The organism is Paenibacillus borealis, assembly GCF_000758665.1.
GTDB lineage: Bacteria > Bacillota > Bacilli > Paenibacillales > Paenibacillaceae > Paenibacillus_AQ > Paenibacillus_AQ borealis.
The window spans coordinates 888259-901368 of record NZ_CP009285.1 but is presented as its reverse complement, the minus strand read 5'-3'; the positions used below and the strand labels follow the sequence as shown (position 1 = coordinate 901368).

The window sequence follows — 13110 nt, the reverse complement described above, 5'->3', positions numbered from 1 at the left end:
AACTGAATTAATTATTAACTCCCCCAATATTGCCGGGCAATCTCTTGTCCTTGGTTAATCTTCGCCCACTGCTCAGCTTCCGTCAGCTCGTTTCCTCCGTCGCAGGACGCAAAGCCGCATTGATGAGACAGTAATAATCTGTCCTTATCAATAATTTTCGCTGCCTCATCCAGCATTTGAACTACACGGGCCTCATCGTCAAGCGTGTTCGTTTTGGAAGACAGCAGTCCAAGTACAATCTCCGTCTCAGGCTTATCTTTGAACACCGCAAGCGCCTCAAGGGAGCCCGCACGGTCATCATCCCATTCTAGGAAGAAGCGGTCGTATTTCAGCTGCTTCAGGAACAGATTCGCAATCTTGGCATAGGAGCCGCCGCCCATATTACGGGAATCATAATTACCGCGGCAGTTATGCGTCCACATTTTGAGACCTAAGCTATGACCATAATCAATAATGGTGTTGTTAATGTCAATAAATTCTGCCGCCAGACCCTGCACTTCCTCATGATTGATTTTCTCGCCGGTAAATGGAGAGTTCGGGTTATCATCGGCAAATAACTCCCACAGGCAATCGTCGAATTGCAGAATATGTCCTCCGGCAGCGGCGAATTCCCCCACAAAATCCTTATAAGCCTTAACCAGGCCGTCTTTCAGCTCTTGTCTGCTCTTATACACTTCTGCACTGCCGATGTTATCCGACCAGGACAACTCACCAAAAATATGGGATGGCGAAGGTACGCACAGCTTGGTCTCACGGTCGCCGGCAAGAGCTTGAAGCTTCTTATAGGCATGAATGAAATGATGGTTCTTTCCGCCTAATTCCCCTGTAATGCGCAGACCGATATCTTTTCTAGTCTCATACTTGGAGGTTCCATCTGTATCTCTGAAGAAATACCCATGATCCGCGATATAGCGCTTAATCCCCTGGAAGCCCCAGACGAAGTCCAGATGCCACATTGATTTGGAATATTCCCCATCCGTAAGAATGGACAGGCCGTTCTCTCGTTCTTTATCAACTACAGCCTGAATGGCCTCCGTTTCACACTGCTCATACCCCTGGAAGTCCTGGTAAAAAGGATACTGGATATCATCACGATGTTCAATTTGCTGTTTATATTCTAATAGATCCGACGGACGCAGCAGGCTGCCCACGATTTGAAATCTATTGCACATATATAGTCCTCCTCCATCTTGCACATGTCTTGTTCTAATGCCTTGATTCTAGCATGGGGGAAGATGATCCACGTAACACTTAAAAGTGATATCTGGCTATAGTCAAAAGGTATAGGACGGATCTGTTTTTGTAGTGTCCGTACCATTTTCCCTTCGTGCCGACACAAATAGACTTTTTCCGGTATGAATTCTAATTGAAAGCCTATCTGTAATTTGCTATATTAATCGCTGATTGGATTTACTAGGACTAATGACTCATGAAGACATAGACCGGGCTGCCGGAAGATTGGCAGAGGGCGGATATGGCTAAAAATGATTAAGGAGGTGAACATATGCTGCGGGCGATAATTGTCGATGATGAACGGCTTTCGCTTAATCAACTCAGCTGGGTTCTGTCCGAGAGCGGAGAAGTCGTGATCTGCCAGACCTTCCAGAATCCGCTGAAGGCCTATGAATATGCCAGGGACAACCCCATTGATATTGCTTTTCTGGATATTTCCATGCCGGAGGTAAGCGGGATGAAGTTATCCCGGCAGCTTCATGAGTTATATGAGGCCATGGACGTGGTATTCGTTACCGGCTATGAGGAATATGCACTTCAGGCTTTTGACGCTAGCGCAACTGACTACCTGCTGAAGCCGGTTTCTGCCGAACGGGTGAGACAAACTCTGGATAAAATAAATCGGCGGACGAAGCGGCAGGACGTGGAGCCTGTGCTGGAGGTATGCATGTTCGGCGGCTTTAAGCTGATGCACCCCGGACCGGACCGGAAGCCCCTCAAGCTGAGGAGCCCCAAGACGGAGGAGTTGTTCGCTTATCTCCTGTATAAACGCTCAGTCAGCCGTGACGAGATCACGGACACCCTGTGGAGCGGGTTCGATTCCGAGAAGGCAAGCAACAACCTGAATAGCAATCTGCATTATATCCGCAAGGCCATCAGCGAAAGCGGTCTTAAGGTCTGCCTGCTGGCGGACCGGAATGAGGTACAGATTGTGGAGAATTCCCTGTCCTGCGACCTGTATGCGTTTGAGCGTTTGCTCCGGCAAATCAGAATGAACCGGGACGGGTACAAGGAATTACTGAAACAGGCAGCAGCATTGTATACCGGACCTTTCCTTAAGGGTAAAACCTACGAATGGGCCAGCACCAAGGCGCGCCGTCTGGAGCAGGATTATATGGAGCTGCTGGAATGGGCCGCCCGTGCCTATCTCGAGCAGCATCAGGTAGAGCTGGCACTGCAGGCATATGATGAAATCCTCCGGATCGATGCCTTACGCGAGGATATCGCCGGGCAGGCCCTGCAGCTGTTAATCGGACTCGGGCGGACAAGCGAGGCCATCCGGCGGTACCGTAAGCTGGAGGAGGTCCTGCTGCAAGAGCTGGGAACACAGCCGGGCCGCCAGATCAGTGAGATGATGCATAGATTGAACAGGTAAGCAGACAAAAGCCGGTTGCCCTGAAACAGGCAACCGGCTTTTTAGATTAGGATGATACTAACGGATAACCTCGATCCGTTTGTCTTGCGGGAACCACATGACATAAGCTCCTAAGGCTTCCGAAACATAACGCAGCGGCACCATGATTCTGCCGTCAATCGCCTGCGCAGGTACGTCCATTCCTTCAATCAATTCTCCCAAAGTCATAGTCAGCACTTTACCGTCAAGCGTAATGGTAGCTGTTTTGGTTGCGTGGTCCCACTTGACTTCAGCGCCCAAAGCTTCCGCTACAGCCCGGATCGGCACCAGAGTTCTTTGCTCCTGGATAACAGGCGGCACATCGTTCTGCTTAACAAGTGTTCCTATTGAATACTCCTTGCTGTCAACCTTGAACGTAATCTTGGTGACCGAATCAGCCTTAACGATGCTGTACAAGCTGAAGCTGTCCGTATAGAACTCAAAGCTATTCGTTGCCGGGATATAGACCCCGCCAAGCTTGATCGTCTTATACGTGCCGTCTGCCTGAGGTACGAATCGAACCGCTGTCAGGTTGGTCGTATCACCGGTCAATCCTAGCTCCTTCAAGTTAATCGTGACTTTGACCGGTTCAGCGAAGCTCTTGATTCTCGTGCTGGTGCCGTTCGAATAATTCAGCTGGGCAATCAGGTCCAGAACCTTCCCGCCGAGCGGCTGCAAGCCCGCCTGATCCAGCTTGGCCCCCGCCAACGCCTCATCGGTTTTGGACTTCTCTGTCATAAGTATTCCTAACTCCAGGGAAGCACCTAATCCTAGTTTGAGCTCCGGTACGTTCAAGCCATTCTTGCCAAAATCAATTACACCGAGCGTGGATTCAAGAATAACCGGCTTCGCAGCCTTCATGATCGCTTGAACCTCAGACGCAGCTGTTTTTACTGTGCCTTGTCCCGTTTCAACTGTGTTCAGTCCATCTGTAATTTTGGTAGAGGGCTGCACCACTACAGGCTGCGTAGTTGCCGGAGGTGTATAGGAATTAACGGGCGGTGTATACGAATCAACCGGTGCAGTCTTGATTACAGCTGCCCGGAACGTATTATAAGCCGCTGTTAATTGCTCAATAGCCTTGTCAATCTCTGCTTGTGTTGCCGCCGTACGAATCACATTTTCCGCCGCCGTAATTGCGGCTTGCAGGATTGCTTTTGAACCCGCCGGATACTGCCCTACGCCGTTGCCCTCTGTGCTTTCATTTAAAAGAGTGGTCGCTTCAGTAATTTGGGCTTGAATCTCTCCGGCATTTCCAGCTTTAATGACTGCCGCTTCAAAGGCTGCTACCGCGGCTTCCAATGTGGCTTTCGCTGCGTCGATTTGTGCTTGTGTGGCCGGGTGTTCGAACACTTCTTTCGCTGCTGCGATCGCAGCTTCCAACGCTTTTACAGCTTCAGCCGGGTATTGGCCTACGCCTTCGCCTACGACACTGTCTTTCAGCAGCGTTTGTGCTTCGTTTACCGTTGCGCCAGCTTCTTCGCTGTCGCCTTCTTTATTTACTGCAGCTTCAAATGCGGTAATTGCCGCTTCCAACGTTACTTTGGCTGTATCGATCTGCGCTTGCGTTGCCGGGTGATCAAGCACTTCCTTGGCTGCCTTAATGGCTGCCTTCAACACGTCAACTGCTTCTGACGGATATTGGCCTACGCCTTCGCCTACTGGTACATCGACCAGTAATGCTTCTGCTTCGGTCACTACTGCGCCAGCTTCTTCGCTGTCGCCTTCTTTATTTACCGCAGCTTCAAATGTACTGATTGCTGCTTCCAACGTTGCTTTAGCTTCGTCGATTTGTGCTTGTGTTGCCGGATGTTCAAACACTTCCTTGGCTGCCTTAATGGCTGCTTTCAACACGTCGACTGCTTCGGACGGATATTGGCCTACGCCTTCGCCTACTGGAATGTCGACCAGCAATGCTTCTGCTTCGGTCACTACTGCGCCAGCTTCTTCGCTGTCGCCTTCTTTATTTACCGCAGCTTCAAATGCGGTAATTGCTGCTTCCAACGTTGCTTTGGCTTCGTCAATCTGCGCTTGCGTGGCTGGGTGTTCAAACACTTCTTTCGCTGCCTTAATGGCTGCTTTCAACACGTCGACTGCTTCTAACGGATATTGGCCTACGCCTTCGCCTACTGGCACATCGACCAGCAGTGCTTCTGCTTCGGTCACAACTGCGTCAGCCTCTTCGCTGCTGCCTTCTTTATTCACCGCAGCTTCAAATGTACTGATTGCTGCTTCCAACGTTGCTTTGGCTTCGTCAATCTGCGCTTGTGTCGCTGGTTGTTCCAGCACTTTCTTAGCTGCTGCAATCGCAGCTTCCAGTGCTGTTTTGGCTGCCAGCGGGTATTCACCTAAACCTTCACCTACGATACTGTCTCTCAGCAGTGTTTCCGCGCTGCTTACTACCGCATTAGCTTCTTCGCTGCTGCCTTCTTTATTCACCGCAGCTTCAAATGTAGTGATTGCTGCTTCCAGCGCCGCTTTGGCTTCGTCAATCTGCGCTTGTGTCGCTGGTTGTTCCAACACTTCCTTGGCTGCCTTAATGGCTGCTTTTAACACGTCGACTGCTTCGGATGGATACTGGCCTACGCCTTCGCCTACAACGCTGTCGCTCAGCAGCGTTTCTGCGCTGCTCACTACCGCATCAGCTTCTTCGCTGCCGCCTTCTTTATTCACTGCAGCTTCAAATGCGGTAATTGCCGCTTCCAGCGCCGCTTTAGCTGTATCAATCTGCGCTTGCTTTGCCGGGTTTTCAAACACTTCTTTCGCTGCTGAAATCGCAGCCTCAAGTGTTGTTTTGGCTGTCAACGGGTACTCACCTACACCTTCGCCTACAACGCTGTCTCTCAGCAGCGTTTCTGCGCTGCTCAATACCGCGTCAGCCTCTTCGCTGCCACCTTCTTTATTCACCGCAGCTTCAAATGTACTGATTGCTGCTTCCAGCGCCGCTTTAGCTGTATCAATCTGCGCCTGAGTCGCTGGTTGTTCAAACACTTCTTTGGCTGCTGCAATCGCTGCTTCCAGTGTTGTTTTGGCTGCCAGCGGATATTCGCCTAAGCCTTCGCCTACAATGCTGTCTCTCAGCAACGTTTCTGCGCCGGTCACTACCGCATCAGCTTCTTCACTGCTGCCTTCTTTATTCACCGCAGCTTCAAATGCGGTAATTGCCGCTTCCAGCGCCGCTTTAGCTGTATCAATCTGCGCTTGCGTTGCCGGGTTTTCAAACACTTCTTTCGCTGCTGCAATCGCAGCCTCAAGTGTTGTTTTGGCTGTCAACGGGTACTCACCTACGCCTTCGCCTACAACGCTGTCTCTCAGCAGCGTTTCTGCGCTGCTCACTACCGCATCAGCGTCTTCGCTGTCGCCAGCCTGTATCTGCGCCTTCTTAAACACATCGACCGCGTCTACAAGGGCTTGGTAAGTAGCATCAAGCTTCACTTGCGAAGATGGTTTATCGACTACAATAACCGCTGCATCAAATGCTGCCTCCAATGCTGCTATTGCTTCAGCCGGATACTGTCCAACTCCGGTTCCTGCTTTGCTGGCCTCCATAAGACTGCCTACCTCATGAATTTTTTCGAGAGCTTTCGAGTTATTGCCCGCTGGAATTTTTTTAGCGATGAAAATATCTGCCGCATCTACCAGTTCCTCATAAGCCTGATCAATCTCTTGCTGGGTAGCCGGTTCGCTGATCACATTCGATACTGCCGTAACCGCTGCCTGCAAAATCGCTTTGGAACCTGCCGGATATTCTCCTGCGTCATCGCCCTCTTTGCTGTTGCCCAGAAGAGTGTTCAATTCCGTAATGACCGATTGAAGGTTTGTGCTGTCCCCGGCACGAACTTCAGATTTCTGAAAATCTTCAACCGCATCCGCAAGTCTTTGAAGTGCTTCCTCTATTTCTTCTTGAGTAGACGGCCCGCCTGCTACTACGTTTGCCGCCTCAATGGCTGTCATGAACAACGCTTTGACTTCTGGCCAATATTGTCCTGCACCATGGCCCTCCGGGCTAGTATTATAGAGTGTCGTTGCCTCCGCTATCGCCGCTAGAAGCGGGATATAATCGCCTTCCTGAATCTTAGCCTTTTCGAATGCTTCGATTGCTTGTACCAAATCGTGATAGGCCTCATCAATCTCCTGTTGTGTACCAGGGATATCTATCAGAGTCTCCGCATCTGCAATAGCCCTATCCAAAGCATCGAAGGCTTCTGACGGATACTCTCCAGGGCGATCACCCTCTGCGCTAAAACTCAAAAGATTTCTTGCTGCTTCAATTTTGAGTTGGAGCTCTGTGCTGTTCCCTTCCTTGATCACCGCAGCTTCAAAAGCTGCAACTGCGTTGTTCAGAGTTAGGATAGCCTCATCCATAGCTGCTTGAGTAGCTTCTTCATTAGCCAAGTTTTCTGCATCTGTAATCGCGGATTGCAATAAGTCCATGGCTTCTAGCGGATATTCTCCTACAGCACTTCCTTCTTTACTTCCCTCGAGGAGGATTTTCGCCTCAGTAATTGCGGCTTGTAGTGCTGTATTGTCTCCAGCCTTAACAACAGATTCTTCGAATTTCTCCATTGCATCCGATAATGCCTGGAGGGCCTTATCCAGTTTGGTTTGGCTGGCTAGATAGGTCGCTATTTCATTAGCTAGCTCTATAGCTTCATCTAAGTCAATAAATGCCGCATCTGGGTATGCACCGATCCCATCTCCTCGTGGACTTTCCCGATATAGGGATCGCGCTTCTATAACTTTTTCTTGAAGTTTAAGGTAATCTCCCATTTCGACCGCTGCAGCATAGAAGGTTGTAATTGCAGCAGTTAGTGTTTGAGTTGCCGCGTCAATCTCAGCTTGCGAAGCTGCTGTCTTGTCGATCAGAACTTTAGCAGCGTCAATGGCTGCCTTGAGAGCCGTTTTTGCTTCAGCCGGATATTCTCCAAAATCAGTGCCAACCCGGCTCATATTGTAAGCAGATGTCGCATCGTCTATTTTTCCCTGTAGCGCTGTTTTATCTACTGCCTTGATTTCTGCAGCTTTAAAGGTCGTGACTGCTGTTTCCAGCGCTTGCCGCGCTTCATCAAGCTCGACTTGCGTCATCGGTCCGCTGATTGCCGTTTCCGCCACACCAATTGCTGCTTCAAGTGCATGCATAGCATCAGATGGGAATTGACCAGCACCCTCTCCTACTGGACTATTATCCAGGAGCTCTTTCGCATCAATGATGGTTACGTGAAGGAATAGCTGATCTCCTTGTACGAGGACAGACGCCTTAAAATCCGCCAATGCTTTATTCACAGAAGTTAACGCTTGATCAACTTCAACTTGTGTAGACATCAGGTTGATTAACGTCTCCCATGCAGCATCTATGGAATCTTGGAGGATGTTCTTCGAATTTTCCGGATATTGTCCAACTTTGGTACCTACAACATTGTTGTTCAAAAATGCCTTGGCAGTCTCAATCGCAGCCTGGAGTGCATCTTTATTAGGCCCGGTATTTTCGGCATTCAGGAAACTCTGTATGGCGTTCACCAAAACTTCGTAAGCTTCTTCAATTTCCGCTTCAGTTCCTGAGTTAATCACCCATTGTTCTGCGGCAGAGATAGCATTTCGCAAATCATCGAATGCTGAAGAAGGATATTGTCCTGATCCATTACCTTCTTCACTGGAAATCGTAAGGTACCAAGCATCATGGATTTTAACTCCGAGTGCCGTGGTATCTCCCCGCTTAATTTCAGCATTTTTAAAAGTTGTGATTGCGGCATTCAATGCTTGGTAGGCGGCATCTAGCTCAGCTTCTGTGGAGGAGGCGTTCAATCCTTCATTAGCCGCATAAATAGCAGTTTCTAACGCGTCCTTTGCCTCAGCTGGATATTGGCCTACGTTTGTTCCCACGTCGGCATTGTCCCATAACAGCTGCGCTTCGTTAATTTTCGCCTGAAGCAGCTCTGTTTTATCCGGCTCCGGAATTTTAGCAGCAAGGAATTCTTGCATTCCATTGGATAAAGCTATATAAGCCTCATCAATTTTCTTTTGCGTTCTTGGAGAATAGATCGCTTCCTCAGCCAATGAAATAACATCAAGGAAGGCCAAATATGCTTGTTCAGAAAATTGCCCAGGTTCATCGCCCACTTTACTCTCGATGAAAAGGTCCCAAGCTTCATTAATTTTAATCTGGAGCAGCGCAGTATCACCTGCTTTGATCTGTGCAGCACGGTATACCTTTATCGCATAAGATAAACTTTGGTAGGCATTATCAAAATCTTCCTGAGTAGATGTAGGGTTGTTTAGAACGTAGTCTACTGACATTACAGCCGCCTCTAAAGCATATAATGCTTCTAGCGGATACTGTCCAACCCCCTCACCTATTGAGGTTTGCCGATAGAGAATAATTGCTTCTCCATATTTATCCATAAGGTCCGAGCGACTCGCTCCCTTGATGGCATCCGCCTTAAATGACGTAATAGAACCCATCAAATCTTGATAGGCAGCGTCAATTTGTGTCTGGGTTGTAGCTGTATCTTTAGCCCGGGATGCAGCTTCAATGGCTGTATTAAATGCATCCATCACTTCACCCGGATATTCTCCAATATCATTGCCGATAACTGAGAATGAATATAAGTCCTTCGCTTCATTAATCTTAGCAATCAAATCAGCTTTATCTAACTCAGGCTCACCCGATCCATTGTCCGGGGCTTCAGCCAGCTTAACCGTCAGGGCCCCCTCCAACGAGTTCATATCAATAACCTCGGGATATTGCAGGAATCCCCCATTTTCATCTAACATAGTGAAGAAATAAGTCATTTCATAGGCATTGGAATCTCTCATCTTACTGGAGACCTGTTCGGTAATGTCTGCAGAAAATACTGAACTATTACCTTCCTGGGTCAGATTGGAAATGTCCCCCCCTACCATACCAGAGGCATTCTTATAAAATGTTCTTATCTGTAATTTGTGAATTCCGTCATCCAGTGCCGTTGCACTTATGATGAGATGATTAAGATCACTTGTATCCATCAGCGTATGGGTTATTCTTGGCTGCGCCGGTTGCGGAGTACCCCCGCCTGAATTCACAGTAATAGTATGAGTAGTGTAATAATTCCCCGGCAATACAGCTTTGATGGTAATTGTTCCAGCTGGTGCTCCTTGATCAACGAACAGTGTATTGCCCACAATCCGCTTGCCTACCGGATTTTCTTCCGCAATGGATAATTGAACATAATCTGGAGGATAAGACGCCTCCCCGTACTCAAAGGTAACAATTATCTCTGCCTCATACGATTCATCCGTAACATCAATAGTCTCCTCCAGGTCTCTCAATCCAGCAGGAGTATACTTCATAATATTTAAATCCTCTTTCAATACCAGATCTGCCGCATGTATCAAGCCCGTCGGTATGACCATAGCAAACACCAGCAACAAGGCGATTATCCGTTTAAATCTCAATGCCTTTTCCTCCATTATTTTCATTTTTTCTACATCAATTTATTCTACACGACAGCGCTAAACGTAGAATAAACAAGAAAACCGCCACGAATGGCGGCGGCATGAAGTAATGGATTATTTACGGGGTTCAGTCCTGATCCTTATTCTTTGTCCTATACTCTTCTTGAATTCTTTCAGCCTCAGCCCACTCCTCCGGCGGAGTGAAGTACGCATCATACTCCTTCAGCGCCTCCGGCGACTGCTGCTCTCTCCATTCCCATAAGTGCATCAAGTAATCTTCGCCATACCCCATTCTCCAGCCAATGCTGAACGGCTCAATTTCAGGATACACGATCCACTGCGGCAGCAAGAATTCCGGCACATATTCATCTAATCCGTTCCGAATCTCCATCAGCAGCTTGCCCAGCATATTGCCGCCTTGGCCGTTACCGCCGTCTCCCCAGTAGGCATCATTGGCGGTATGTTCAACTAAGGTACAATCGCCTGTCGACAAAAGAATGGACTTTATAGCGGGATGCTGCTCAACCTTAGCCATCAGCGCTTCTCTCATAACCTCAACCTTGCATTCTTCCCAATCGGAACGAAGCGGCTTACTCCGGTCCCGCCCCAACCGTGCTGTCTCCATCGGCGTTCCGGCGAGCCGGACCTCTTCCTCATGCTCAGTGCCTGCGAACTTCTGCGCTTGAAAATAATGCTCCGTGGTTGCCCACGCCTTGCTTTTTAACACTATGGGGTACTTCGCAAAATTAGAGAAACAACCGTAAGGCTTATCCGTTTCATAGAAGCGTATAAAGCGATCTTCGGGATTGAGGGCTAGCAGCTTTCTTCTATTGTCTTCGAGGATCTTCTGGATGTGCTCCGGGGTGTTCATAATGAGCGTGCCTCCTTGTCCTAATATCATCTAACCGTCATTCAAGTTCATAGTAAATCTACAAAAACGCGCCGAAATACAACTCTACCGCCTCCTGAGAATAGCCGTCTTCTCCCTGCCACTCAGCCATAGAGTTAAAATCATGACTCCCACCTTTGCGTTTCCGGGGTGTGTCCCGCGGTACCAGCAATCCGGCATAGCCCCAGATCTCCATTAACACATCCCGTTCATTCTTACTGGAGGGAATCACGTCCTTCCACCGCTTCTCCAGCATCCGAGCACTCTCATGGTCCGCACAATCCCGTATCGCTTCGAGCATCCCGGAGAGTATGGCAGTATCCTCGGCGGTAACCTCGAACTCTTCTTCTTTACTTAATAATTCAAGGTCCATCCAGCAGTATAAAAGCCAATTCAGACGAATACCGCCCCATTTAACCCGTTCGAAATTCAGCACATTCAGATCATTATTTATAAATTCCCGGTCAGACATTAATCTGTAAAAGTTACAATCCCCGCAGCTGCTATAATTGGGCCGTACAACACTCCGCTGCTCATAATTATGTACAGGTAGCGCGGAAGTCTGGGCCCAGCTGGATAGGGCACTCCGCAAATGAACCTTCTTCGTCGACAGACTGTGCAGGAACGCGGCCGCTACCCGCTCCTTGGTGATCGTCTGATGCAGCTCATGCAGCCGCAAAACAATCTCGTCATGGGTAATCGTCACAGGATCGAACATCAACCCTTTGCTTTTGGCATAGTCGAAATCCTCACCGGTGAAGGCAGCAGGACTGCTCTTCCAGCCGGCTGAGGTCCAGAAGGTGTTCATCAGGATTTTCTTTGCTTTGTTGTCCATGGGATCACTTCCTCGGGTTTGGCTTAATCGGCTCTATAGCTTAGTTCTATAGCTTCTATATAATTACCTGTTTTCCGGAACTTTGACTAAGCTTAATTCTCTCTATCTGCACTAAAAATAGACCGCCAGAAGGCGATCTACTTATTACTACCGATAAGCGAGCTTAACCGCTCCAGGAGGTCTCCACCGCCGGTTACAGAGATAGAGCCGATTTTGTCGCATATTTTCTCGAGGAATTCCAGCTCCTTCAGCCGGAAAAGGGTCTGATTCTCATCCATCAGCTTCGCCGTATTCAGCAGGCTGCGCGTCGAAGCCGTCTCTTCCCGGCGGGTAAGCAGGTTCGCCTGCGCCTTCTTTTCTGCGAGCAGAACGGTGTTTAGGATGTCTTTCATTTCCCCCGGCAGAATTACATCCTTCACCCCCGCCCCGAGGAAACGTACCCCGAACGCTTCTTCCTTCTCCTGGATACGGGACAGAATGAATGTGGCGACATCCTCTTTTCGTCTCAGGAGATCGTCCAATTTCAGCGTTCCGACATATTCCCGGAGCAGGAGCTGTAGCTGGATGTGTATCTGCTCGTCAAAAGCCTTCATCTCCAGAACGCGGTGCGGACTTACGATTGTGTACTGGCATACGAAGTTTAGACGCAGCGAGACCTTGTCTTCTGTCATCATTTCCTGGCCAACCAGATCCATCTGCTGCTGTCTCAGATCGACCGTCTTCGTCAGCACCGAGACCGGTCCCTTCCAGAAATAATACTTACCAGGCGTAAGCTCCCGCTTGAGCGTATGATCATAGAACAGGAATCCCTGCTCGTAACTCGCGATTTCGCAGCACTGCACATACGGAGTGAGCTTCGAGATAATCGAGCGGTCGATCCCGGCAGGTAGTTCCGGTTGTCTGATATCCGTATGTACGAAGGTGTGCTTTCTCAGGAGGTTCCAATAAGCATACACACCCGGCTTCAGCACTTGCATGAATTGGCCATCCTCATAGTGCAGAACAATCTCATGATCCTGTACACGTACGACATCGAGCTCCCGGAGGAGTTCATCATCCTGTAGGAACAGCTGCAGGTCTTTACCCTCGACGCCAAACGGTTTGGCAATATTCAGTACTGCCACTGTATGCTGCGACCATGATAAGTAACGGTAGGTTCCCGGTAGCAGCCGCTTCACATAACTTCCCTTATGAAAGAGCAGGCCGCGCTGGTCCGCTTGAATCGTTATTTGCTTCAACATATGTATGCCCCCTTCAAGTTTGACCAATGGATGACAGAATCCCGCTGCAGCTCAGGCGGAATCACGTTTGAGACAGGCGGCCCTGCCA

Annotated in this window: 6 protein-coding genes; 1 reads left to right on the top strand and 5 read right to left on the bottom strand. The window is 49.1% G+C overall.

Annotation, left to right across the window (positions count from 1 at the left end; all coding sequences use genetic code 11):
- Positions 1 to 14 precede the first annotated feature (14 nt).
- Entirely contained in the window at positions 15 to 1172 is a 1158-nt protein-coding gene (locus PBOR_RS03855; protein WP_042210556.1) for a cobalamin-independent methionine synthase II family protein, read from the bottom strand.
- A gap of 332 nt (positions 1173 to 1504) precedes the next feature.
- On the opposite strand from PBOR_RS03855, the gene PBOR_RS03850 reads away from it, so the two are divergent.
- Positions 1505 to 2608, top strand: a complete 1104-nt coding sequence (locus PBOR_RS03850) for a response regulator (protein WP_042210555.1) — start codon at positions 1505 to 1507, stop codon at positions 2606 to 2608.
- 57 nt (positions 2609 to 2665) lie between these two features.
- Here PBOR_RS03850 and PBOR_RS03845 read toward each other — a convergent pair whose 3' ends face one another.
- From PBOR_RS03845 to PBOR_RS03830, 4 genes are all read right to left on the bottom strand, one after another.
- The gene (locus PBOR_RS03845) at positions 2666 to 10057 is read right to left on the bottom strand and encodes a DUF4972 domain-containing protein (RefSeq protein WP_042210554.1); all 7392 of its coding nucleotides are present in this window, start codon (positions 10055 to 10057) and stop codon (positions 2666 to 2668) included.
- A 127-nt stretch (positions 10058 to 10184) separates the two neighbouring features.
- Positions 10185 to 10928, bottom strand: a complete 744-nt coding sequence (locus tag PBOR_RS38295; RefSeq protein WP_042210553.1) for a riboflavin biosynthesis intermediates N-glycosidase — start codon at positions 10926 to 10928, stop codon at positions 10185 to 10187.
- A gap of 58 nt (positions 10929 to 10986) precedes the next feature.
- Positions 10987 to 11781, bottom strand: a complete 795-nt coding sequence (locus PBOR_RS03835; protein WP_042210552.1) for a hypothetical protein — start codon at positions 11779 to 11781, stop codon at positions 10987 to 10989.
- 137 nt (positions 11782 to 11918) lie between these two features.
- A complete protein-coding gene (locus tag PBOR_RS03830) occupies positions 11919 to 13022 on the bottom strand; it encodes a slipin family protein (protein ID WP_042210551.1) in 1104 nt (367 codons plus the stop codon).
- Positions 13023 to 13110: the final 88 nt, after the last annotated feature.